The 23,185-nt window shown below is 66.9% G+C and carries 23 protein-coding genes; 8 read left to right on the top strand and 15 right to left on the bottom strand.

Annotated elements, in window-relative coordinates:
- Positions 1–23 precede the first annotated feature (23 nt).
- Positions 24–1,751: a PspC domain-containing protein gene (locus ON44_RS05605; RefSeq protein ID WP_040686743.1), complete on the top strand. Its 1,728-nt coding sequence runs from the start codon at positions 24–26 to the stop codon at positions 1,749–1,751.
- Positions 1,744–1,956: a hypothetical protein gene (locus tag ON44_RS05600; protein WP_040686734.1), complete on the top strand. Its 213-nt coding sequence runs from the start codon at positions 1,744–1,746 to the stop codon at positions 1,954–1,956. Before ON44_RS05605 ends, ON44_RS05600 begins: the two co-directional genes overlap by 8 nt.
- Before the next feature lie 228 nt (positions 1,957–2,184).
- Here the strand turns inward: ON44_RS05600 and ON44_RS05595 are convergent, their stop codons facing one another.
- Positions 2,185–2,640, bottom strand: a complete 456-nt coding sequence (locus ON44_RS05595; protein ID WP_040686733.1) for a hypothetical protein — start codon at positions 2,638–2,640, stop codon at positions 2,185–2,187.
- Positions 2,641–2,715: 75 nt separating this feature from the next.
- Entirely contained in the window at positions 2,716–4,284 is a 1,569-nt protein-coding gene (gene guaA, locus ON44_RS05590) for a glutamine-hydrolyzing GMP synthase (RefSeq protein ID WP_040686732.1), read from the bottom strand.
- A gap of 66 nt (positions 4,285–4,350) precedes the next feature.
- Here guaA and ON44_RS05585 point away from each other — a divergent pair, with 66 nt between their 5' ends.
- A complete protein-coding gene (locus ON44_RS05585; RefSeq protein WP_040686731.1) occupies positions 4,351–5,151 on the top strand; it encodes an alpha/beta fold hydrolase in 801 nt (266 codons plus the stop codon).
- Between the two features lie 86 nt (positions 5,152–5,237).
- Here the strand turns inward: ON44_RS05585 and ON44_RS05580 are convergent, their stop codons facing one another.
- Positions 5,238–6,410 carry a GuaB3 family IMP dehydrogenase-related protein gene (locus ON44_RS05580; protein ID WP_040686730.1) on the bottom strand — a complete coding sequence of 391 codons (1,173 nt, stop codon included), beginning with the start codon at positions 6,408–6,410 and terminating at the stop codon, positions 5,238–5,240.
- A 467-nt stretch (positions 6,411–6,877) separates the two neighbouring features.
- Entirely contained in the window at positions 6,878–8,422 is a 1,545-nt protein-coding gene (gene guaB / locus ON44_RS05575) for an IMP dehydrogenase (protein ID WP_083897672.1), read from the bottom strand.
- A 306-nt stretch (positions 8,423–8,728) separates the two neighbouring features.
- Between guaB and ON44_RS05570 the strand changes: the two genes are divergently transcribed.
- Positions 8,729–9,142 carry a DUF5319 domain-containing protein gene (locus ON44_RS05570; RefSeq protein ID WP_040686729.1) on the top strand — a complete coding sequence of 138 codons (414 nt, stop codon included), beginning with the start codon at positions 8,729–8,731 and terminating at the stop codon, positions 9,140–9,142.
- Positions 9,143–9,359: 217 nt separating this feature from the next.
- Here ON44_RS05570 and ON44_RS05565 read toward each other — a convergent pair whose 3' ends face one another.
- The 3 genes from ON44_RS05565 to ON44_RS05555 all read right to left on the bottom strand — a co-directional run bounded on the left by ON44_RS05565 (position 9,360) and on the right by ON44_RS05555 (position 11,968).
- Complete coding sequence (locus ON44_RS05565; RefSeq protein ID WP_040686728.1) at positions 9,360–10,445, bottom strand: anti-sigma-D factor RsdA; 1,086 nt, start codon at positions 10,443–10,445, stop codon at positions 9,360–9,362.
- Positions 10,438–11,016 carry a sigma-70 family RNA polymerase sigma factor gene (locus tag ON44_RS05560; protein ID WP_040686727.1) on the bottom strand — a complete coding sequence of 193 codons (579 nt, stop codon included), beginning with the start codon at positions 11,014–11,016 and terminating at the stop codon, positions 10,438–10,440. Before ON44_RS05560 ends, ON44_RS05565 begins: the two co-directional genes overlap by 8 nt.
- 127 nt (positions 11,017–11,143) lie before the next feature.
- Entirely contained in the window at positions 11,144–11,968 is an 825-nt protein-coding gene (locus tag ON44_RS05555; RefSeq protein ID WP_040686726.1) for a hypothetical protein, read from the bottom strand.
- Between the two features lie 663 nt (positions 11,969–12,631).
- Between ON44_RS05555 and ON44_RS05550 the strand changes: the two genes are divergently transcribed.
- From ON44_RS05550 to ON44_RS05540, 3 genes are all read left to right on the top strand, one after another.
- Positions 12,632–12,925, top strand: coding sequence for a WhiB family transcriptional regulator (locus tag ON44_RS05550; protein ID WP_014981828.1), 294 nt, complete (start codon positions 12,632–12,634; stop codon positions 12,923–12,925).
- A gap of 339 nt (positions 12,926–13,264) precedes the next feature.
- Positions 13,265–13,840: a sigma-70 family RNA polymerase sigma factor gene (locus ON44_RS05545; protein ID WP_040686725.1), complete on the top strand. Its 576-nt coding sequence runs from the start codon at positions 13,265–13,267 to the stop codon at positions 13,838–13,840.
- Position 13,841: 1 nt separating this feature from the next.
- The gene (locus ON44_RS05540; protein ID WP_040686724.1) at positions 13,842–14,093 is read left to right on the top strand and encodes an RskA family anti-sigma factor; all 252 of its coding nucleotides are present in this window, start codon (positions 13,842–13,844) and stop codon (positions 14,091–14,093) included.
- Between the two features lie 140 nt (positions 14,094–14,233).
- On the opposite strand, the gene groL is transcribed toward ON44_RS05540, so the two are convergent.
- Both groL and groES read right to left on the bottom strand, forming a co-directional pair.
- Positions 14,234–15,844 (bottom strand): chaperonin GroEL, encoded by a 1,611-nt coding sequence (groL, locus tag ON44_RS05535; RefSeq protein ID WP_040686723.1) that lies wholly within the window; start codon positions 15,842–15,844, stop codon positions 14,234–14,236.
- 86 nt (positions 15,845–15,930) lie between these two features.
- On the bottom strand, positions 15,931–16,230 hold the full coding sequence (gene groES, locus ON44_RS05530; protein ID WP_040686722.1) for a co-chaperone GroES: 300 nt from the start codon (positions 16,228–16,230) through the stop codon (positions 15,931–15,933).
- Between the two features lie 707 nt (positions 16,231–16,937).
- Between groES and ON44_RS05525 the strand changes: the two genes are divergently transcribed.
- Complete coding sequence (locus tag ON44_RS05525) at positions 16,938–18,482, top strand: DUF7159 family protein (protein WP_040686741.1); 1,545 nt, start codon at positions 16,938–16,940, stop codon at positions 18,480–18,482.
- A 322-nt stretch (positions 18,483–18,804) separates the two neighbouring features.
- Here ON44_RS05525 and tsaD read toward each other — a convergent pair whose 3' ends face one another.
- The 6 genes from tsaD to ON44_RS05495 all read right to left on the bottom strand — a co-directional run.
- Entirely contained in the window at positions 18,805–19,860 is a 1,056-nt protein-coding gene (gene tsaD, locus ON44_RS05520) for a tRNA (adenosine(37)-N6)-threonylcarbamoyltransferase complex transferase subunit TsaD (RefSeq protein WP_040686721.1), read from the bottom strand.
- A complete protein-coding gene (gene rimI, locus ON44_RS05515) occupies positions 19,857–20,396 on the bottom strand; it encodes a ribosomal protein S18-alanine N-acetyltransferase (protein ID WP_040686720.1) in 540 nt (179 codons plus the stop codon). The genes tsaD and rimI overlap by 4 nt, the downstream gene beginning before the upstream one ends.
- A 5-nt stretch (positions 20,397–20,401) precedes the next feature.
- Positions 20,402–21,115 (bottom strand): tRNA (adenosine(37)-N6)-threonylcarbamoyltransferase complex dimerization subunit type 1 TsaB, encoded by a 714-nt coding sequence (gene tsaB / locus ON44_RS05510; RefSeq protein ID WP_040686719.1) that lies wholly within the window; start codon positions 21,113–21,115, stop codon positions 20,402–20,404.
- Between the two features lie 89 nt (positions 21,116–21,204).
- On the bottom strand, positions 21,205–21,657 hold the full coding sequence (tsaE, locus tag ON44_RS05505; protein WP_040686718.1) for a tRNA (adenosine(37)-N6)-threonylcarbamoyltransferase complex ATPase subunit type 1 TsaE: 453 nt from the start codon (positions 21,655–21,657) through the stop codon (positions 21,205–21,207).
- Positions 21,650–22,723, bottom strand: coding sequence for an alpha/beta fold hydrolase (locus ON44_RS05500; RefSeq protein ID WP_040686717.1), 1,074 nt, complete (start codon positions 22,721–22,723; stop codon positions 21,650–21,652). Before ON44_RS05500 ends, tsaE begins: the two co-directional genes overlap by 8 nt.
- The coding region (locus ON44_RS05495; protein WP_040686716.1) for an alanine racemase at positions 22,720–23,185 on the bottom strand (466 nt) is incomplete at its 5' end. The genes ON44_RS05500 and ON44_RS05495, both read right to left, overlap by 4 nt.

The following is a 23,185-nucleotide window of genomic DNA, read 5'->3' as shown; positions in this document are numbered from 1 at the left end:
TGGTCAGCACGACCATGGAAACCATGACGAAAACGAGCTTCGGCGATCAGATTCACCAGATGTGGCAGTCGCGGCCCGTCCGGTTGCCGCGGCAAGGTCCGATCGCGGGCGTCGCGGCCGGGTTCGGGCAGCGCTACGGGATCGATCCGGTGCTCGTGCGGGTCGCGCTCGTGGTGTCGACAATCTTCGGCGGGGCGGGCATTGTGCTCTACCTGCTCGCCTGGCTGCTGTTCAGCGCGGCGGGTGATCAGTCCTCCGCGGCCGAGTCACTGTTCGGCAAGGGGCACAGCTCGCAGTCGCAGACCAAGACCATCGTGTTGATCGTGGCACTCGCCATCGCGGTCAGCACCATCGGACCGGTCGGCGTCGGACTGGCCGGCTCGGGCATGATCAGCATGTCGCTGATGCTGGCCGGTTGGTGGATGCTGCATATGCGAAACCCGCAGCCGCCGCCCGGCACGAGTTCGCTCGGCGGCTTCGACGGCGGTCTCACCGCGACCGGCTACCCCGGGGCGATATTCCCGCAGCGCACGATGCCGGGCGACTTCTACGCGCCGGAGAGCAGCATGTACACCCCGTACACGAAGTTGCCGGACGCATATGTCCCGGACGCTCCGGCCCAAGCGGCACCTTATACCCCTGCGCAGGACACAGTTCGCTTGCCGGATGCCGGAAATGGCGACGCTGAACCCGAACTGATCGAAAAGGGCGGCACGCCAATCGATGCGGGCGCTACGCCAGCCGATCCCGACACCGTGCTGCTGGGTAAGGAAGATGCCGACACCGTCCTGCTCGACAAGAGCGACGCGGGAACCACGGCACCACCCACCGAGACCACAACGCCCGACAATGGAACGCCGAGAATTGCCGCTTCCGAATCGCCGGACACGACCGGCGGCCCGTCCGGCGCGAGCACGACGCCCGGTGCGACAGGTGGCGACACCACACAACCTGCCGTGACACCCGGCACGAGCAACATCGACGCCGCTTCGGAAAACAGGGGCAGCTCATCCCGAACCGAATCCACTTCGCGCACAGGCACTCCCCCATCCCGCACAACGGTCGCGACCCCCACCGGCCTGACCCCACCGGCCTGGGACCCCCTCGGCGTAGCCCCACTCGCCTGGGACCTCCCCGAACCCACCCCGACCCGTACCATCGTCGCGCCCCCGCCGAAGCGCCCCCGCTCCCGGCTCACCCCGGTGGTGCTCGGCCTGGCCATCCTGGCCGCCGCGGGTGCGGGTGCGCTGGCCGCCTCCGGCGTCGAGTGGATGACACCCGGCCGGATCGGCGCGGTGGCGCTGGCGGTGATCGGGTTGGGTCTGGTGATCGGCGCATTCCTCCGTCGCGGCTTCGGCCTGCTCGTACTGACCGCACCGCTGGCCGGATTCGTGGTGCTGGCCTCGATGCTCGGCCCGATCGAATTCGACAGCGCCACCGTCGGTGATCGCACCTGGGCGCCGACCACGATGGCCGATCTGGCCCCGAAGTACGAGTTGACGGTGGGGACAGGCACATTGGATCTGCGGTCGCTGAAGCTGACCGAAAACCGCGCCGTCGAGGTCGCGGTCCGGCTCGGCGATGCCAGGATCCTGCTGCCCGAGGGCATGGCGGTGCGCACCGATTGCACCGTCAACCTGGGAGATGTCAACTGCCCCACCGGTATCACCGGCCCGCATGCCGACGGCGCACCGGTGCTCGACCTGAAAGTCCATGTCCGGACCGGCAATGCGGAGGTGCACCGTGGCTGACCCCACCGATGACAACGTCACCAAGCGGGGACCGTCCGTCTCCCTGCTGATCGTCGGACTGCTCGCTCTCGGCGTGAGCATCTGGGCCTTCATCGGCCCGGCCACCATGACCGGCACCGGTGTGGCCTCGCTCGGCTGGGTCGTCGTGATCGCCGCCATCGTGGTCGGCATCCTGCTGGTCATTTCCCCGCGCAGACCCCGCTGATCACACGAATGGCCCGTCCCGCGGACGGGCCATTTTCTTTCCGGAGGAGCAGAACGCCAATGCCCATGGAACAGTTCGACACCCACGACGAACCGACCGACCATACGGGAATCCCGATCGGCCGTTTCATGCCGCTGACACCGAGCCGCAGTTATCTCGGCGGCGGCTTATTACTCGGGCAACTCATCCTCGGCCGCACACCGCCGCCCACACCCAACCCCGAGTCCACTACTCCAAATAGGCCGGGCAGCCCAAATGTTCACTGATCCGGTCGAGTAGCCGCTGCATATTCACCCGCTGCTTGCCCTCGACACCCCGCGCGATCATCGGCACAATCCACCGCCCACTGGTCGCGACGTTGAACATCTGCTGGATCACCCGAGCACCCTTCGGATGCGGCAGCACTCGACATTCGGCGCGAAACCACCGCTGCCCCTCGACCGCGAACATCGCCTGCGCCCGATCCACCTCGACCCGAAACCCATTGGGATCCCCGGCGATCGCGGCCCGGAATTCATTCGGGCCGCCGCGCAACCGCATCCCGGGATCGGGCCCGTCGACGAGGAAGAAGGCGTTGTCCGGACCGACCGGGCCTGCGCTCACCGTGGTGAGCAGTGCGGCCACCACTCCACACGGTGCCTCGACGACCGCGTTGACGGTGCAGAGCGGCTTCTTCGCTGCCATCCGAACCCCCTGGGGAACTGGTCTATCCGGCTGACGGTACTCCCGAAATCCGGCAAATCAGGCCCGATTGCGGGGTCACTCCCATTCGATAGTGCCCGGCGGCTTGCTCGTCACATCGAGGACAACCCGGTTGACCTCGGCCACCTCATTGGTGATGCGGGTGGAAATGCGCTCGAGTACGTCATAGGGCAGCCGGGTCCAGTCGGCGGTCATGGCGTCCTCGCTGGAGACCGGACGCAACACGATCGGGTGACCGTAGGTGCGGCCGTCGCCCTGCACACCGACGCTGCGCACATCCGCGAGCAGCACCACCGGGCACTGCCAGATCTGGCGATCGAGGCCGGCGGCGGTCAACTCCTCGCGTGCGATGGCATCGGCCTGTCGCAGCGTCTCCAGACGGTCCGCGGTGACCTCGCCGACAATGCGGATGGCCAGGCCGGGACCCGGGAACGGCTGGCGGGCAACGATTTCCTCGGGCAACCCGAGTTCGCGGCCGACCGCGCGCACCTCGTCCTTGAACAGCAACCGCAGCGGTTCGACGAGGTCGAACTCCAGATCGTCGGGTAGACCGCCGACATTGTGGTGGCTCTTGATATTCGCGGTGCCGCTGCCGCCACCGGATTCGACGACGTCCGGGTAGAGCGTGCCCTGCACCAGGAATTCGACCTCCGGCTTGGCGCCGCCGCTCTGTTCGACGACGACCTCGGAGACCGCATCCTCGAACGACCGGATGAACTCCCGGCCGATGGTCTTGCGCTTCTCCTCCGGATCGGTAACGCCCTTCAGCTCACCGAGGAACTTGTCCACTGCGTCGACGGTCACCAGCTTGGCGCCGGTCGCGGCGACGAAGTCCTGCTGCACCTGCTCGCGCTCTCCCGCCCGCAACAGGCCGTGATCGACGAACACACAGGTCAGCCGGTCGCCGATCGCGCGCTGCACCAGCGCTGCGGCGACCGCGCTGTCCACACCGCCGGACAGCCCGCAGATCGCATGGCCGTCACCGATCTGCTCGCGCACCGAAGTGATCAGCGATTCGGCGATGTTGGCCGGGGTCCACGTGGCGGGGATGCCGGCGAGTTCGTGCAGGAAGCGGCTGAGCACCTGCTGACCGTGCGGCGAGTGCAGCACCTCCGGGTGGTACTGCACACCGGCCAGCTTGCGGGCCCGGTTCTCGAATGCGGCGACCGGAGCGCCCGCGCTGGTGCCGGTGACCTCGAAGCCCTCGGGCGCGTCGGTGACCGCATCGCCGTGGCTCATCCACACCCGCTGTTTGGTGGGCAGTCCGCCGTGCAGCAGACCGCCATCGATATTGAGGTCGGTGCGACCGTATTCGCGGGTGCCGGTATGCGAGACCGTGCCGCCGAGCGCCTGCGCCATGGCCTGGAAGCCGTAGCAGATGCCGAAGACCGGGATGTCGAGATCGAACAGCCGCGCGTCCAGCTGCGGTGCGCCCTCGGCGTACACGCTGGACGGTCCGCCGGACAGAATCACCGCGAGCGGCTGCTTCTCGGCGATCTCGTCCACCGTGGCGGTATGCGGGATCACCTCCGAATACACACTCGATTCACGGACCCGCCGGGCGATCAGCTGGGCGTACTGTGCGCCGAAGTCGACGACGAGGACCGGTCTCTGAGTTTCTGCCACTCGAACAGTTTAGTGACCGGCGGAAATCGTCCCGCGCGCCCCCGCACTGCTGGTTATCCTCAAGCCGTGCCCTTCGCCCGCGCGATAGACGCCGACATCCACTACGAGGACAGCGGCGGCGACGGTCCGGTGGTCTTACTAGCACACGAATTCTTCATGGACCGAACGATGTTCGCATCCCAGATGGCCGCGCTCGCACCGGAATTCCGGATCGTGTCCTGGGATGCGCGCGGACACGGCCGCACCAGGGACCAGGGGCTGCCGTTCACCTACTGGACCGCCGCGCGCGACGCCCTCACCGTGCTCGACCATCTCGGCGCCGAACGCGCCGTATTCGGCGGCACCGCGCAAGGGGGATTCACCGCGCTGCGCACCGCGCTCATCGCACCCGAGCGGGTTTCCGCGCTGATCCTGATCAGCACCGAGGCGCACGGCCCGACGCCCGAACAATCCACCGCGACCCAGAAATTCCTGGACGAGTGGTACGACGACGGCTCCCGGCAGGAGGCCGTCGAACAGCTCGCGTATTGGCTGATCGGCGATGACGAGTGGTACCGGGCGATCTGGACCAAGCGGTGGCTGGTCCGCGACCGCCAAGGCATCGAGGTCGCCGCAGGCTGTCTGCTCGGCCGCGATTCGGTATCGGACCGCTTATCCGAAATCACCTGCCCCGCCTTGGTGATTCACGCCACCGACAGCGGCATCGCCCGCGAGCGTGCCCAGCAGCTGGCCGCCGGTCTCACCGCATCGACCTTCGTCGAGATCGCGGGTGCGCGCCTGGCGGTCACCATGACCCACCCCGACCCCGTCAACCACGCCATCCGACAGTTCCTCCGCGACCGCACAGTCCCCACCCATGTCCGGTGACCCGCCCGAGCGCCGACGGTAGTCGAATGGCAGCTCGGAACTGCCTCGACGACCACCATTCGACTACGCTCGGCGGGCCGAGGGGGTCACGCGCGCACGCTGAGGCCGACCCGCTGGAATTCCTTGAGGTCGGAGTAGCCTGCCTTGGCCATCGAACGACGCAGGCCACCAACGAGATTCAGCGAGCCGAACGGGTCGTCGGAGGGTCCGTACAGCACCCGCTCCAGACTCGGACGCACCGTCTCGCCGGTGTCACCGGACAGCTCGCCGCCCAGATCCCACGGATCCTCCACGTGCAGCAGCGAACCGCGCGGCACCGACGGATGCGCGGCCGAGGACGGCCAGTACCAACCGCGACCGGGCGCCTCGGCGGCCAGCGCCAGCGGTACCCCCAGCATGGCGGCATCGGCGCCACAGGCGATGGCCTTGGCCAACTGACCCGAGGTGGCGATATCACCGTCGGCGATCACGTGCACATAGCGGCCGCCGGTCTCGTCCAGATAGTCGCGACGCGCGGCGGCGGCATCGGCGATGGCGGTGGCCATCGGCACCCCGATGCCGAGCACCTCGCCGGTGGTCGTCGCGCCGGGGTAGGAACCGTAGCCGACGATGACGCCCGCGGCGCCGGTGCGCATCAGGTGCAACGCGGTCTTGTGATCGCTCACGCCACCGGCCACCACCGGCACATCCAGTTCGGCGATGAAGGTCTTCAGGTTCAACGGCTCACCGTCGCCGACGTGTTCGGCGGAGATGATGGTGCCGTGCACCACGAGTAGGTCGATACCGGCCTGCAGCAGCGCCGGGGTCAGCGCGCGGGCGTTCTGCGGGCTCACCCGCACCGCGACCGTCACACCGGCGGCCCGCACCTGCGCGACCGCGGCGGCCAGCAGATCCGGCTGCATCGGCGCGGCATGCAGTTCCTGCAGCAGCCCAACGGCACGCTCGTAGCCGCCCTTGGCGACGAGTTCGAGCAGCTGGTCGATCTTCGCGGCGACGTCGGCGTGCCGGGCCCACAGCCCCTCGCCGTTGATGACGCCGAGTCCACCGAGCCTGCCGAGTTCGATGGCGAATTCCGGCGAGACCAGCGCATCGGTCGGGTGCGCCAGGAACGGGATCTCGAATCGGTAGGCGTCCAACTGCCACGCCAGCGATACCTGCTTCGACGAACGAGTCCGCCGCGACGGGACGATATCGACATCGTCCAGTTCATAGGTACGCCGGGCGGTCCGACCCATACCGATCTCGACCATGTCGCGCACGCTTGTTCTCCTTATCTTTGGCAGCGCCTTCGGCGCTGCGTGTTCGCGGCCCCTGGTGTCTCGCGTCCGAGCCGTCGAGACATACGACTGCGTCGTATGCGCTTCGACGACTCGGCTGAGTCGATGGCCGCGCCTTTGGCGCGGACACGAGACGGGCCGCGAACGGGTCGCTCGTAAGACTCGCTCCGTTGTGGTCGCCTCAGGTGCCGATCACGTCAGCTATGGCGCGCCAGACGAATCTGACGCACGAATATTCGTAGTCGCCGATCGGGTCGTCGATCGTCATTATTCGTAGAGCCATACTGAGCGGTCCATCGCCGACAGGCGACTACGCCCGGAGCGTCAGGTAAGGACTCGTGATCCTGTGCCCTCCACCTCGCGAGGCCCTCGGCTGTGTACCTCGATGACCGCGAACACGGTCAATCATGCACGGACCATTCCGTCCAGTACACAACCCGTCAAGCAGGCTAGCCGCGACCAGTGTAATTGGGCGCCTCGACGGTCATCGTGATGTCATGCGGGTGGCTCTCTTTGAGCCCCGCCGCGGTGATCTGCACGAACTGCGCCTCCTGCAGATCCGCGATGGACTGCGACCCGGTGTAGCCCATGGCCGCCCGCAGCCCGCCGACGAGCTGATGGATCACCTGGTTGACCGGTCCGCGGAACGGCACCCGTCCCTCGATGCCCTCGGGCACCAGCTTGTCCTCGGCGAGCACGTCGTCCTGGAAGTAGCGGTCCTTGGAGTAGGACTTGGCCTGGCCGCGGCCCTGCATGGCGCCCAGCGAACCCATGCCGCGGTAGCTCTTGAACTGCTTGCCGCCCACCAGGATCAGCTCACCCGGCGACTCGGCGGTACCGGCCAGCAGCGAGCCGAGCATCACGGTGGACGCGCCCGCCGCGATGGCCTTGGCGATATCACCGGAGAACTGGATGCCACCGTCGGCGATCACCGGAACGCCGTACGGCTTGCACGCGGCGACGGCCTCGAGGATCGCGGTGATCTGCGGCGCGCCGACACCGGCGACCACGCGGGTGGTGCAGATGGAGCCGGGACCGACACCGACCTTCACCGCATCCGCACCGGCCTCGACCAGCGCGGCCGCACCGGCCCTGGTTGCCACATTGCCGCCGACGATCTGGATGCGGTCGCCGACCTCGGCCTTGACCTTGGTCACCATCTGCAGCACACCGGCCTGATGGCCGTGCGCAGTATCGACGATGAGCACGTCCACCCCGGCGTCGGCCAAAGTCATGGCGCGCGACCAGGAGTCCTCGCCGACACCGATCGCGGCGCCGACGAGCAGGCGGCCGTCACGGTCCTTGGTGGCGTTCGGGTACTGATCGGTCTTGACGAAGTCCTTGACGGTGATGAGTCCGCGCAGGCGGCCGTTACCGTCGACGATCGGCAGCTTCTCGATCTTGTGGCGACGCAGCAGACCGAGTGCGGCCTCGGCGGTGACGCCCTCCTGCGCGGTGATCAACGGCGCCTTGGTCATCACATCGGCGACCCGCCGGTTCTGATCCACCTCGAAACGCATATCGCGGTTGGTGATAATGCCCACAAGCGCGCCGATCTCATCCACCACCGGCAGGCCGGAAATGCGGAAGCGAGCGCACATCGCGTCGACCTCGGCCAGGGTGTCGGTCGGGCGACAGGTCACCGGATCGGTGACCATGCCCGCCTCGGACCGCTTGACGGTCTCGACCTGCGCGGCCTGATCGGCGACGGCCAGATTGCGGTGCAACACACCCATGCCGCCCGCACGCGCCATGGAGATGGCCATCCGCGCCTCGGTCACGGTGTCCATGGCGGAACTGCAGAGCGGGGTGCGCAACCGGATCTCGCGGGTCAGCTGGCTGGAGGTTTCCACCGAGCTCGGGATGAGATCCGAAGCGGCCGGTAGCAACAGCACATCGTCGAACGTGAGGCCGAGCATGGCGATCTTGTTCGGATCGTCACCACCCGTAGGAGGGCGGACCGCGATTCGTTCGCCCGATACGGGATTACTCATTCGGATCGACTCCTCCTGGACGTCGAAAGCAACGAACGCCGGGATGGCCGGCGTCGTGGAAGCTGATGGGATGGACGGTGGCGGCTCCGCCAGCGCTGTCGGATACTGGCCGGGGCCTGTCACCCATGGTATCTGTCCCGCAAACACGCTCACGACTGCGCCTCGCTGACGCTCGGCTCCGTCGTGCGCGTGAGCGCCTGTGCCTATGGTTCACTCGCTGCGCTCGCTCACGGAACTGAGCCCACCACGGAAACTGGCGCGCCACATAGCTGGCGAAGAGCACCCTGTTCTGCGTACCGTGGGGGTGTGCGTGACCATCTACCACCTGGCTTGCCGCCGGATCCGTTCGCCGGAGACCCCTCCGACCCGTCCGCCGCGCTCGATGCCATCGAGCCCGGTGAACCGCTGGATCCCCACGAGCGCCTTGCGGTCGAGGAGGATCTCGCCGACCTTGCGGTGTATGAGGCACTACTAGCGCACCGTGGCATCCGAGGACTCGTGGTCAGCTGCGAAGATTGCAGACAAGATCACTACCACGACTGGGATATGCTGCGCGCCAACCTGCTTCAGCTGCTGGTCGACGGCACAGTGCGCCCGCACGAGCCCGCCTACGACCCGATGCCGGAAGCGTATGTCACCTGGGATTACTGCCGGGGGTACGCGGATGCCTCGATGAACGAGGCCTTCCACGGCGACGGATTCGACGGGTTCGACAGCTGACATCGCGCGCCCACACACCGCGCTGACGCGCGGGCGCGATGTGAAATAGCTTACAGACAAAAAGCCGACCGCCGGTCGGCGATCGGTTCATGCACAACAATTCGAATGTCCGCGCACCCACGCACGCGCGGAAGTGGCGGATATACATCCGCCACAGCGCTTCTGCTGGATCGAGCGCTTCTCACGAACCAAAGCGCTGTTGGAGTATCGACTCCGATTAGGTGGCCGGCCCCGATCCGGGCAACCCCGGCAAAGACGGCAAACCGGTGGGAACCACGAAGGTCGGCGGCTGCTGATGAGTCGGGGGTTGCGCGGGCGGGCCGGAATCCACGCTCGGCACGACCCCCGTGGGCTGGGTTCCCACGGTGGTCGGCGGAGCCTGAGTCGGACGACTGGGCTGGGTGGGCTGTTCGGGAGCAGGAGTGCTCACCGGCGGCGCGGATGTCGGCGGTGTCGACATACCCGGTGTGTTCGGTTCCGTCGTCGGCACCTTCGTATCGACCGGCGGCACCACCGAAGAGGTAGAACCAGCATCGCCGGAAGGCTTGGTGGTCGGCGAGTTGGTGCCATCGGTTGCCGCCGGGTTGGGTGTCGTCGTCGGTGTCGTGCTCGCCGCGAACGACTTCCCGATCTCCGGAGCGATCTTGTTCAACTCCGCGAGCAAGAGGTTGAATTCGTTGATTCGCTTGTCCCGCTTGACCGGATCGTCGATCAGCTCGGCATTCGCCTTGGCGCCCTCCAGCTTTGCCCTGGCCTGCTCCGGATTGTCCTGAGCGAGTGCCACTTTCGCGGTGGCCAGATCGCTGTCGGCACGCTGTACCACGGTCGACTGAGCCTGTTCGCTGAACACGACTTCCTTGACCCGCCAGAGCGGATCACCCGGAGCGGCGCCATAGGAGAACGCCGACAGACCACCGATGACCAGCGCCAGCGCGGCAGCCGTCCCGAGCATCGGACGGATAAGCCGTAGTCGCCCACCGGACTGCGCACCGATCCGGACCTGCCGGGCACCGATCTCCTGATTGACCGCGGCAACGATCTCATCGAGGTTCGGTTCAGCGGGTAACGGCGGAGAAACCAGCTCCGCTCGCCAGTCCGCCAGCAGCGACGCGAGCTGAAACTCCTCCGCGCTGTCGGTCTGTACCGGGCCGTTGCTAGCAATGGCATCGATCAGCGCATCGTCTCTGCGCACCGCCGCGATGTCCACCGGACCGGTGTCACCACTCCCGGCGTAGGGACCGCTATTCCGCGATCCACGTCGCGCCTTCCAGTCGCCCCGACCGCGCTCGCCATCCCTAGCCATACATTTCACCTGCCCTCGCCACTTGTGACTTCAGTTTCGCGAGCGCCCGATGTTGGGCGACGCGTATCGCACCCGCCGTACTGCCCACGGCGACTGCGGTTTCTTCTGCTGACAAACCCATGACCAAACGCAGGATCAGAATCTCTCGATGCTTCTCCGGAAGCGTCGCGAGCAGGCTATTCATCTGCCTGCTCGTTTCGGACTCGAGAGCTCGCTGTTCCGGCCCCTGGTCGGTGGATATGACATCTGGTACTTCGGCCATTGCCTCCGCCTTGTTACGGGCGGCGTTGCGATGAGCGTCGGCAACCTTGTGCGAAGCGATTCCGTATACGAAGGCCATGAAGGGCCTGCCCTGGTCCTGATACCGGGGCAGAGCTGTCATCACGGCCAGACATACCTCCTGCGCAACGTCGTCCGCAGAGAGTTGTCCACGCTCCGCGGCGCCGATCCGCGCGCGGCAATAGCGCACCACCAACGGGCGGACCAATTCGAGTACCTGGGCTAAAGCGGATCTGTCGCCCTGCGCAGCGGCAGCGACGGCGAGGTCCAACTCTTCGCCCGTGTTCGTCATCGTCAGAGAATTTCCTGGCGTTACAAGTGGCACCGGCAGTGATGACCAGTGCTTCCGCCGAAGGGGCGGAACGGGTCTAACAATAGCGATACAACCCGTGGATCCGGGCAACACGGTGGTGTCTTGATCAGACTCGGGAATCACTCATGGGACGAAAGCGCCCGCCACGACGGCCGATGGTCTGCGCGCACCCCTGCGCATCGGTCGCGGCCGCGCTCGCGCGAGCCCCCGTGAACACCCCGGAGCGCAACATCGAACTGGCCCAACGCAATGGGAGCAATCCGTGCTCGCGACACTGCTCGGCGACCTCATCGGCGAGCGTTCGCGCGTGCTCGACATCACCGGCTGCCGCGGCGGTCGCGGCGACCAAGAGCCGGGACTTGACCCGGTGTCGTACGGACGGTCCGTCCTCGGCCAATGCGAGGGCCGTTGCGGCATGGGGTGCGGCCGTGTCGGCGGCGCCGGAAGCGAGTGCGGTCTCCGCGCAGACCCAATGCCACCGGATCAGCGTTCGCCAGCCGTGCGGCGACTGCGCCTGAGTCATCGCGTCGTGACTGCGCCGGAGCAGGCGGGAGGCGAGCGCCAGACGGCCGGTGCCGAGTGCGTCGGCCGCGAGACCGGTCAGCGCGTCACAGATCGCGTCCACGCGTTCGGGACCGACCGCATCCCCCGTCGGCAGGATCAACGCGGCCGCGCGACCGTCGTATCCGGCGGCACGGGCATGCCAGCCGAGCTGACGCAGAAACGAGCCCTCGGTACTCGCGGCCAGCGACAGCAGCACCGGATCGGTGGTGCCCGCGCGCAATACCCGCAACTCTTCACGAGCCGCGGCGTAGCGACCCTGACCACCGAGAATCACCGCCCGATGCCAGGAATCGAGCGGGTTCGCGGCGGTTGGCAACTCGGTAGCGCCACGGCCGGGGCAAGCGCCGAAAGCCGCGTCGGCAAGCATGGCGGACTCGATATATATAGGGGAAGCAGGCACGAGCACGCCGAACTCTAACCCGAGCGCCGCTGGTGACCGCGCACCGAGAAACCGTCCGTCAGGTACTTCCGGCTAATACTGAGCATTTCATTGCCGTCGCCATGTTTCCATCAAGTAAAAGTACTTCCGGCAATCACATAGCGTGTGTGACCGGAATTCACATGCGTTTCGCGCAATTAACCTCAGCGCCCCGTTTCTGCCATCTCCGATCGACCGGACATCGTAGCGCGGCGTCGACGGTGTGATAGGACCCACGTCTGCGCCTACTCGCTACCACACGGGGCTGCAACCGCCGACCCGTTCCCACCTGCGGGAATGCGGAATACTGACGCCATGCGAAGACCCACCGACCTCTGGCCAACCGATCAGTATTACCGGATGCGTCCAAAAAGTAAACAGCTTCGAGGTTAATTTTCGCAGCTTAAGATTTAGAAAACTGCTGCATCGAACTATTGACGGAATTTCGCGCCTGGACCTAACGTAACTCATCGCCACGGTCGGCGCCGCGCGAAATTGCAGCGACCGCAATAGGCGAGCCCATGGCACGCCGCCGACCCAGCGCCGTGGCCACAACTGTTGCAGAACAACTGCTCGACAACGCTGACGAGCTCGCACCACGAGGAGTTCACCATGCCCATGCCGACCCACCTTCCCGGACCGAACGCGGACGTCTGGGACTGGCAGATGCGAGGATCCTGCCGAGGCCAGGACTCCGCGGTGTTTTTCCATCCGGACGGTGAACGCGGCCGCGCCCGCACCGCACGCGAGATGCGCGCCAAGGAGATCTGCCGGGCCTGCCCGGTGCTCATGCAGTGCCGCAGCCACGCACTCAAAGTCAGCGAGCCCTACGGCATCTGGGGCGGTATGTCCGAAACCGAGCGCGAGATGCACGCTCGACGCAACCGTCGTCGGATGGCCGTTTAAAACCAACTTCTTCCCATCCATGTGGCGCGGCGCGCCGAATGCCTAGCAAACACCCGGCGACGGCCACAAGCCGAAGTCGGTTGTACATACGGCGTTTCGCGAAACCAGCGGCGTGTCACGGCGTGTCCCCTCCAGAAAACGCCTGGCGTGTCGAGGTTTACAGGGAAGTTGCCGATCCGCATGCGGTTCGCAGATACCCCACCGCACGGGGTCCGATAGCGGCCCGCTACGGTAGTGACCGATGACACAGAATGGAGCGTTGTGACAACGCGGCCGCCGGCCGCAGAGGGCGACTCGTTCCGAAGAGAAGCCATCCCACCCACCATTGCGTCGAACCGGGTGGAATCTGCGGTAACGGCACGCGCCGCCGAAAGTATCGAGCTCGCCGCACTTCTCGAACGTTGCGGCCGGTCCGACCAGGAGGCATTCGCCGAGCTGTACGACCGAACGTGCGCTCGCGTGTTCGGTCTGGTGCTACGCGTCCTACACGACCCCGGCTACGCGGAGGAGACCACCCAGGAGGTGTATCTCCAGATCTGGCGGACCGCGTCCAGTTTCGACGCGACCAAAGGATCCGCGGTGACATGGTTGATGACCCTCGCCCACCGGCGGGCCGTCGACCGGGTCCGCGCCGAACAGGCCCATACCCTGCGCGAAGTCGCCTATGGGATAAGGGTTCTCGGTAACGAATTCGATGAGGTCACCGAGGAAGTAGAGCGAAGGCTCGAGCAGCAGGCTGTCCAGCAGGGTCTAGGGACATTGACACAGACTCAGCGGGAAGCAATCTCGCTCGCCTACTACGGCGGGCGAACCTACGCGGAAGTCGCCGACTTCCTCGGCGTAGGGTTACCGACGGTTAAGTCCCGTATACGGGACGGATTGACACGACTGAAGAAAAGTTTGGGGGTGACGTGAGATGAACGAAGCCCGGATCGATCTCGCGCACGCCGTCGCGCTCGGATCGATCGACGACGAAGACCACAATGCGGTACAGGAAGTGCTCGACGGCGAGGACCCCGTACTACGCGCGGAATTCATGACCGAAGTCCAGCAGACGAAGGAAGTCCTCGGCACTCTCGCGGAGGCGACGGCGGCCCAGCCGCCCGCCGCCCTGCGTGCCAGATTGCTCGCCGCCATCGCCGCCGAGCAACCACCCGTCGCCTCTTAGAACTTCGCCGACCGGAGTCGGAATCAGTTCTCGCGATTGATATTTTTCGACTTGTTGCGCGTCATTGCGTTCATATTGTTCACAAGACGAAGGCCCCCGGGACGTGCGGTCCCGGGGGCCTTCTGCCGTGCGGCCTACGCTCAGTGCGCGTGACCGTGGTGGCTGTGGTCGTGCTCCTCTTCGGCGGGCTTGTCGACCACGGCGCTCTCGGTGGTGAGGATCATCCGGGCCACCGACGCCGCGTTCACGACCGCGGAGCGGGTCACCTTGACCGGGTCCACGACACCGTCGGTGAGCAGATCACCGTAGGCGAGGGTGGCGGCGTTGAAGCCCTCCTTGCCGTCGGCGACCTTGCTGACCACCACGGAACCGTCCACGCCCGCATTGGTGGCGATCCAGAACAGCGGCGCCGACAGTGCGATACGCACCGCCTCGACACCGATGGCCTCGTCGCCGGAGAGCGAGTCACGCAGTTCGACGAGCTTGGCCGCGGCGTGCACCAGGGCGGTACCACCACCGGGCACGATGCCCTCTTCGACGGCTGCCTTGGCCGCGCTCACCGCGTCCTCGACCCGGTACTTGCGCTCCTTGAGCGCGGTCTCGGTGGCCGCGCCGACCTTGATCACCGCGACGCCGCCGGCCAGCTTGGCCAGGCGCTCCTCGAGCTTCTCCCGATCCCAATCGGAATCGGTGGCCTCGATCTCGCGCCGCAGCTGCGCCCCACGGGCCGCGATGTCCTCAGCGGTGCCGGCACCGTCGATGATCGTGGTGTCGTCCTTGGTGACGACGATGCGACGCGCCTTGCCGAGCACCTCGATGCCCGCCTCGCGCAGCGAGATGCCCAGATCCGGGTTGACCACGGTGCCCGCGGTGACGACGGCGAGGTCGTCGAGGAAGGCCTTGCGCCGGTCACCGAAGAACGGGGCCTTCACCGCAACGGCCTTGAGGGTCTTGCGGATCGAGTTGACCACCAGGGTGGACAGCGCCTCGCCCTCGACGTCCTCGGCGATGATCAGCACCGGCTTGCCGGATTCGGCGATCTTCTCCAGCAGCGGGAGCAGATCGGGCAGCGAGCTGATCTTCTCCCGGTTCAGCAGGATGTAGGCGTCCTCGAGGACGGCCTGCTGGCTGTCGGCATCGGTGACGAAGTAGGGCGAGAGGTAGCCCTTGTCGAACTGGACGCCCTCGGTGACGACGAGTTCGGTCTGCAGCGTCGAGGACTCCTCGACGGTGACCACGCCGTCCTTGCCGACGGTGGTCAGCGCCTTGCCGACCATTTCGCCGATCTCCTCGTCGCGCGAGGAGACGGTGGCGACCTGCGCGATGGCCTTCTCGCCGGAGACCGGGGTGGCCAGCGCGAGCAGCGCCTCGGAAACCGCGTCGGCGGCCTTGGCGATGCCAGAACCCACCACGATCGGATTCGCGCCCGCCGCAACGTTCTTCAGACCCGCGCGCACCAGCGCCTGGGCCAGCACGGTGGCGGTGGTGGTGCCGTCACCGGCGACATCGTTGGTCTTGGTCGCGACGCTCTTGACCAGCTGCGCGCCGAGGTTCTCGAACGGATCCTCGAGGTCGATTTCGCGCGCGATGGTGACACCGTCGTTGGTCACGGTCGGGCCGCCGAAGGCCTTCGCGAGCACGACGTGGCGACCACGCGGCCCGAGGGTGACCTTCACCGCGTCGGCGAGCTTGTCGACGCCGCGCTCGAGAGCGCGACGAGCCTGCTCGTCGAACTGGATCTGCTTTGGCATGTGTTTGTTCGCTCCTGTTCAGGCGGCAGAACGCACTCCGCCCCGGGTCACGAAAGACACCGGGGCGGAACGCATGTGCCTATCGGCTACTTGGTGACGACGGCCAGGATGTCGCGCGCCGACAGGATGAGGTATTCCTCGCCCTGGTACTTGATCTCGGTGCCGCCGTACTTGCTGTAGATGACGACGTCGCCTTCCTTGACGTCGACCGGGATGCGGTCACCCTTGTCGGTGACGCGTCCTTCGCCGACGGCGATGACGGTGCCCTCCTGCGGCTTCTCCTTCGCCGTGTCGGGGATGACCAGGCCGGAGGCCGTCGTCGTCTCGGCCTCGTTGGCCTGGACGAGGATCTTGTCCTCGAGCGGCTTGATGTTCACGCTCGCCACGTTGAGCCCTCCACTTTCAGGGGATTTACGGTCGTCCGGAACTGTTGTCCCGGACCATCGGTATCGGTTTGTATCGAGCGGGCCGCAAGCAGTCGCCGACGGTCCCTCGAACTCGACCCTGCGCATCAGCCCCGTCGTCGCGGGTGCCGGGACCCCTGCTCAGTAGTCGAACTGGCACACGCACATCACACAGTGCCGACTAGCACTCTATACATGAGAGTGCCAGCGCTCAAGGTTGGACTGTGCCAAAACCGTTGGTCCCCGTCTACGCGTGTCGTTTTCCGACACGCGTGCGCCACGCCACGCCCAGATGCCTGAGGGCTTCCCAAGACTTCGGCAAATCTGTAACGTTCGGATAACGGATTGTGACAGTATTGACGACGGTCGTGCTCCGCTCGCCGTGTTCGTCACGAACCGGCGCCGTGGGGGGAGCACCAAGCGTCACGAAACACCCAGTGCCACAGAGCAATCCCCGCTCCGCAAGAGCAAGATCAACGTCAGTACCAGCGTCACGACACCAGCGTTTTCAAACAAGAAGCTTCACCAGAGGGCAAGACCACACGTGATCTATGGCCGTCCCAGCGACCCATCCGGACAACGGGTCGGCCCGGTCCCGCGTCCGGATCGCTCGCCATCCACGCGAGCTGTCCGGCTGTCCATTCGAGATGGTCGGCGACACCATGACCATCCGCTCGAAGGGAGGTGAGATGCGAACATCCCTCGGCATATCGGCCGGTAACGAGGTCGTGTGCTCGGCGCTGGTCGCTACCGCGTCCAACGGCGCGCAAAGTTTCGACTATCGAGTGGTTTCCGCGGACGCGGCCCACTCCGATCTCGGCGATCTCGTCGCGTCCTCGATCGAGCTCATGACCACCCAGCTTCCGACCACGCAACTCTCCTATGACGTGGCCTTTCCGGCGCATCCGGTCGGCGCGCGCTTCGCCGGTGCGAAATCGATCGGTGTCGATTCCGCCGCCGGTCGCCCGCCCACCAGCGTCGCGGTCGCCTACCGCAGCAAAGAGCAGGCGCAGGTGATCCGGTCGGCCACCGGCAAACAGCGCGAGCTGCGGTTGGTGCCGGAAGGTACTGCGGCACTTACGTATTTGCGGCACACCGGACTCGTGGACCGCTACGACACGGTCGCCATCGTCGACCTCGGCGCGACCGGTCTCAGCGTCACCGTGGCCGACCAAGCCGACTCCACCATGCTGCGCACCGAACGCACCGCGGCGATCAGCGGCAACGCCATCGATGAGCTGATCTATCACCACCTCGTCGATCTGCACTACGCCCGGCGCGGCACCCGCCCCAACCGGGGCATGCTGACCAACCGCGGCCGCGCCGCCAAGGAACACCTATCGATCGCGCCCGCCGTGACCATCGATCATGTCGCCGGGCAGCCGCTCAAGCTGACCAGGGCCGACTTCGAGGAACTGATCTCGGATCTGCTGCGCGAGATCGCCGTTTTCGTCGCCGCGGTTTTCGCGCGGGCGCCCACGTTCCCGCAGGCCGTCATCGTGATCGGCGGCGGGGCCAATATTCCGGCCGTCCTGTCCACCCTCGAACGCGCGCTGGACATTCCGGTGCACACCATCGACGATCCGGAGGCGGTGATCGCGAAAGGTGCCGCGCTGGTGGCGGATTCGATGCAGCCGTCGGTATTCCCGGTGGTCGGTGCCGCCGACGCGCCGGTCGGTACCTTCACCAAGGTCGTCGGCACGCTGGCGGGTGCGATCGTGGTGGTCGGGCTGATCATCGGCTACGGGGTGAAGACCTTCGCACCGACCGGGAACGACGAGATCTCCCCCGCGGGCACCACCAGCAGTGCCCAACTACCCACGACGCCGGTGACGGTGGTGCCGCCGACCGGTGCCGGCACTTCGACCACCGGCCCGAACCGGGAAAGCACCAACCGGCCCTCCGGCGCCAATATCCCCTCGCTCACTCCGGACCGCAGCCAACCGGCCACCTCGACCGCCTCGTCGCCCGTCGGGACCTCCCCGTCCGCGCCGACGCTGCGGCCGGATCCGAACCTGCCGCCCATTCCATTCCCCGAGTTACTCGGACCGCTGTTCGGAAATCCGAACTCGCCGGGTGCGGGATCATCGGGGCAGGACCGTGGTCCGGCGTCATCGCCGCCACAACTGGAGCCCCCGCAGGCGCCTGCACAATCGCGGATTCCGTTCCCACCCAGGGCGAATTCGGGATCGAGTGCGGGCCTGTCGGCGCACCAAGTCGGACCCAACGACTGAGACCGCGCCCCGTAGGACCGTGGAGACGGCCCGAGCGAGCACCAACTCGGGCCCGACGACCGACGTTGCGCCCCGTAGAACCCGGGCGGGCACCAACTTCGGGCCCGACGACCGACGTTGCGCCCCGTAGAACCGGGGCGGGCACCAACTCTGGCCTGACGACCGAGCGGGGTCGCTCCGTGGGCCCGCGAGAGGCGCCCGTCGCCCGTCCCGACCGAGGAGCACCAGCACGCGCACAACTGGACAGATGGTCATGTGGAAACCATGGCGGTAAAACGCGAGAGACGACCGCCCTCAGTGCCACCTGATCTTGATTGCGTCCCTAGTGTCGGGGGTCGCTGACTTGGCTGACGGAGACCGGGAGGCCGGGGTCGGTGGCGACAGTCAGGGGGGATGGGGTTGCGCCGCCAGCGATTACGTGGGCGCCGAGGGCGGCGATCATTACGCCGTTGTCGGTACACAGGCGGGGTTTGGGGACGCGCAGGCGCAATCCGGCTGCGGCGCAGCGATCTTCGGCCATCGAGCGGATTCTGGAGTTGGCGGTGGCACCGCCGCCGAGGACCAGGGTCTCTACACCGACGTCCTGGGCGGCGCGTACCGCCTTCATGGTGAGTACGTCGGCGACCGACTCCTGGAACGATGCCGCGATGTCCGGGATCGGCAGTTCGTCGGCGGTGAAGCCGTTGCGCTGGGCCGCCTCGACGTACCGGGCGACGGCGGTTTTCAGGCCGGAGAAGGAGAAGTCGTAGCGGGGGTCGCGCGGACCGGTCATACCGCGGGGGAAGGCGATGGCCTTCGGATCGCCGTGTGCCGCAGCGGCATCCAGCGCGGGTCCGCCCGGGAAGCCGAGGCCGAGCAGCCGGGCGACCTTGTCGAAGGCTTCGCCCGCCGCGTCGTCGACGGTGCTGCCCAGTTCGACGATCGGTTCGGCCAGATCGGTGACGTGCAGCAGATGCGTGTGCCCGCCGGAGACCAGCAGCGCGACGCACGGCGGCATCGGGCCGTGCTCGAGGGTGTCCACCGCGACATGTCCGCCGAGATGGTTCAGGGCGTAGAACGGCACATCCCACGCTGCCGCATAGGCTTTCGCGGCCGCGACGCCGACCAGCAGCGCACCGGCCAGTCCGGGTCCGATGGTCACCGCGAGTGCGTCGGGCTTGCTGATGCCCGCTGCGGCCAGAGCTCGGCGCATCGCGGGCACGATGGCCTCGAGGTGTGCGCGCGAGGCGATCTCCGGGACCACACCGCCGAAGCGGGCGTGCTGTTCGACGCTGGAGGCGACCTCGTCGGCGAGCAGTTCACAAGTGCCGTCGGGGTGTCGGCGCACAATGCCGACTCCCGTTTCGTCGCAGGAACTTTCGATGCCCATGACGATCACGAGAGCACCTCGTTCGGTTGTGCCGATTCGGCCGGCCGCGGGCCCCAGGCCGGGTTCGCTGCCAGTTCCGGTCTGCGCATGGTGTACGCGTCGGCGCCGCTGGGGTGGTAGTAGTTCTTGCGCAGGCCGATGATGTGGAAGCCGTGCTTGGCGTAGAGCGCGATGGCGGGGGCGTTATCGGTGCGCACCTCGAGGAAGACCGGCCCGCCGCGCTTGCCCGCCTCGGCGAGCAGCGCCTCCAGCAGCATCGTGCCGACACCGCCGCGATGGCAGCCGGGATCGACGCCGATGGTGTGCACCTCGGCCTCGGGATGTTCGGCGTCACCGAGCAGCGCGATCCCCGCATAGCCGACCATTCGTCCGGCCTCTTCACGCGCGACGATATAGCGGTTGTGCGGCCCGGCCAGCTCCGAGTGGAAGGACACCGCCTGCCATGGATCGTCCTCCGGGAACAACAACTGCTCGAGTTCGACACAGCGCTCGATATCGGCGACGTCCATGGGCTCGATGCGAGTCACGGTTCTGCTCGGCTCCATGGCCGTCACGCTCCCGTCCGGTCGAGCGTACGGTAGCTCCGTTCCACCGCATCCGGTCTGCGCAGGTACAGCGGGATCAACGGTTCCGGGACGGCGCGCGCCAGCAGTTCGGCGGCCGCGACCCGCACCAGACCGGCTGGTGACGGGGTTTCGGCCGGGAGCACGGGCAGGTCGAACAGGTCGACGTGCGAGGCGGAACCGGCGATCATGGTGGCCTGCACGGGATCCAGGTCACCGGGCTTGCTCACTTCCGGGCCCTCGATGCGATATCCGTCACGGTAGCGGGCCCAGTACACCTCGCGGCGGCGCGCGTCGGTGACCACGAGCAGTTCGCTCTCGGGCGTGCTGCCCGGCAGCAGCGAGGGTTCGAGCACCGCGTCGGCGGCGATCGCGTCGAGGCTGCACACTCCGTAGACCGGGACGCCGAGCGCGTCACCGAAGGCGGCGGCGGTCGCCATACCGACGCGCAGTCCGGTGAACGGACCCGGACCGATGCCGACCACGACGGCCTCGATATCGGCCCTGGAACGATCTGCCTCCGAGAGGCATTCGAGGATTTGCGGAGTGAGCACCTCGGCGTGAGCGCGGGCGTCGACCCGGACGCGAGCGGCGACGGTGTGCACCCGCGCCGAGGCGACGGTGCCGGGTGTGGCCTGCTCCAGTTCCACCAATCCTGCCGTTACGGCGGGTGTCGCGGTGTCGACGGCTAGTACAAGCATGATTGGCCCAACGATACCGGGTGGTACCTGGGCGTGGTGCGGACCTACTCGGTAGTTACGGAACCCGGGTCGAGGGCCCTCTCCACGACCTATCCGACCCATTCCCAGATCGCGGTGCGGACTTCGGAATTGGGTTCGCGCGAAAGCAACACGTACAGGTGCCGCTCGGCGAGGTGTTCCACGACACCCTTGCCCCACTCCACCACCACCACCGCCTGATGCAGATCGGTGTCGAGATCCAGGGCGTCCAGTTCGTCCAGATCGCCGCCGAGGCGGTAGGCATCCACATGCACCAGCGGCACCGGCGCGGCGCCCTCGCGCTGTCCGGCCCGGTGCTGGCGGGCGATGATGAAGGTCGGTGAGCTGACCCGGCCCTGCACGCCGAGGCCCTCGGCGATGCCGCGAGTCAGCGCGGTTTTGCCCGCGCCGAGCGGTCCGTCGAGTACCACCAGATCACCCGCGCCCAGATCTGCGGCGAGTTCGCGACCGAAGGCCTCGGTGTCGGCGACCGTGGGCAGAATCCGTTGCTGCCGTTCAGCCACCGGCGACCTCCGCGGTTGGTTGGGTGTCCTCGATGACGCCCGCACGTACGAGCAGCCGGTCGAGTGCGGCGTTGACGAGATCCGGGAACTGCATATGCGCCATATGCGCGGCGTCATCGAGTCGGACGAGTTCGCTCTCGGGCAATTCGCGTGCCAGCGCCCGCGAATTGCGGAACGGAATGACGACATCGTGCGCGCCGCCGAGCACCAGCACCGGCACGCCCGCGAGGGTCGGCAGCGCGGCCGATTCGTCGTGCACTTCGATGGCCTTCAGGAATTTCACGATCGTTTCGACGGGTGTGCGGTCGATCATGAGCGTGGTGAAACGCGACAGTGTGGGGCTGACGTGTCCGTGAAACGAGCTGACGTGCAGTATCGGCGCGATCACATGCCGGACGGTGCTGCGCCCGGCCTGCACCAACGCGGGCGCGGTGTGCACGGCCAAGCGGAAGCCGTCGACCGCCGGGTTGCGCAGCAGCTGCGCGATACCCGCCGAGGTCACCTCGGCGGCGGCCGTCGAGAGCAGACCGACTCCGATCACCCTCGCCGCGAACAACTCCGGGAACTGCGCCGCCGCGGCGAGCACCGCCATGCCGCCGAGCGAATGACCGACCAGTACCACCGGACCGGTCGGGGCGGTCGCCTCGATGACGGCCGCCAGATCGCGCCCGAGTTGGGCGACGGTGCAGCTGTCGGTGGTGGGGGTGCCGGAGCGGCCGTGGCCGCGCAGATCGAAGAAAACCAGGCGAGCGCTTGTGCCCCAACGCTTTTCCAGATCACGGCGCTGGAAGTGGTACGACTCCATGGTGTTGCAGAAGCCGTGCACGAAGATCACGGTGGCCGGGGCGTCGGGCGGGCCGCATTCCCGGGTGGCCAGGCGAACACCGTCCTCGGTGAGCACCGCGCCGGAGCGGTCCTCGTCGAGCAGGTCGAAGTTCTCGTCGCGGTATTCGTCGACGCGGGCGGGCCAGAGCACGCGGGCGCCGACGCGGCGCAAGGCGTGGGCGCCGGCCAGCGCGCCGACCACACCGGCGGTCGCCAGGCCGCCGCGGACGACTGTTTTCATCGAGATCCCCCTATGTGGCGCCGCACCACTCGGCCGTGTGGGGAGCACACGATCTCATAGTGGATGGTGCCGAGCAGATCGGCCCAGTCCTGGGCGCGCGGTTGGTCCGCGCCGAACAGGATCGCGGTATCGCCCTCGACGACGCCCGCGGCATTGTCGCCCAGATCGACGACGAATTGGTCCATGCAGATGCGACCGACATTCGGGCGCAATCCGCCACCGAGCCACACCGCGAAGCGGTTGCTCAACGGACGGAACACACCGTCGGCGTATCCGGCGGGGACAAGGGCGACGGTGGTGTCGTGCGGAGCGATCCACTGGTGGCCGTAGGAGACGCCCTCACCTGCGGCGACCTCTTTGACCAAGGCGACTCGGGCTTGAAAGGTCATCGCGGGCCGCAGGCCGAACTCGCCGAGTTCGGGTATCGGAGTCAGGCCGTACATCGCGATACCGGGGCGGACC

The sequence above is a fragment of the Nocardia vinacea NBRC 16497 genome (assembly GCF_000308835.1).
Classification (GTDB): domain Bacteria; phylum Actinomycetota; class Actinomycetes; order Mycobacteriales; family Mycobacteriaceae; genus Nocardia; species Nocardia vinacea.
The sequence above is the reverse complement of the archived record's forward strand: the minus strand, read 5'-3'. Positions and strand labels throughout refer to the sequence as shown.

Coding starts and splice junctions, on each gene's coding strand:
- ON44_RS05500 (WP_040686717.1), bottom strand. CDS start 22,723: ATGAAAACAGTCGTCCGCGGCGGCCTGGCGACCGCCGGTGTGGTCGGC.
- guaB (WP_083897672.1), bottom strand. CDS start 8,422: ATGAGTAATCCCGTATCGGGCGAACGAATCGCGGTCCGCCCTCCTACG.
- ON44_RS05560 (WP_040686727.1), bottom strand. CDS start 11,016: ATGACGAACACGGGCGAAGAGTTGGACCTCGCCGTCGCTGCCGCTGCG.
- ON44_RS05565 (WP_040686728.1), bottom strand. CDS start 10,445: ATGGCTAGGGATGGCGAGCGCGGTCGGGGCGACTGGAAGGCGCGACGT.
- ON44_RS05605 (WP_040686743.1), top strand. CDS start 24: ATGACGAAAACGAGCTTCGGCGATCAGATTCACCAGATGTGGCAGTCG.
- ON44_RS05525 (WP_040686741.1), top strand. CDS start 16,938: ATGCGAACATCCCTCGGCATATCGGCCGGTAACGAGGTCGTGTGCTCG.
- ON44_RS05595 (WP_040686733.1), bottom strand. CDS start 2,640: ATGGCAGCGAAGAAGCCGCTCTGCACCGTCAACGCGGTCGTCGAGGCA.
- ON44_RS05550 (WP_014981828.1), top strand. CDS start 12,632: ATGCCCATGCCGACCCACCTTCCCGGACCGAACGCGGACGTCTGGGAC.
- rimI (WP_040686720.1), bottom strand. CDS start 20,396: ATGGAGCCGAGCAGAACCGTGACTCGCATCGAGCCCATGGACGTCGCC.
- groL (WP_040686723.1), bottom strand. CDS start 15,844: ATGCCAAAGCAGATCCAGTTCGACGAGCAGGCTCGTCGCGCTCTCGAG.
- ON44_RS05555 (WP_040686726.1), bottom strand. CDS start 11,968: ATGCTTGCCGACGCGGCTTTCGGCGCTTGCCCCGGCCGTGGCGCTACC.
- tsaB (WP_040686719.1), bottom strand. CDS start 21,115: ATGCTTGTACTAGCCGTCGACACCGCGACACCCGCCGTAACGGCAGGA.
- ON44_RS05540 (WP_040686724.1), top strand. CDS start 13,842: ATGAACGAAGCCCGGATCGATCTCGCGCACGCCGTCGCGCTCGGATCG.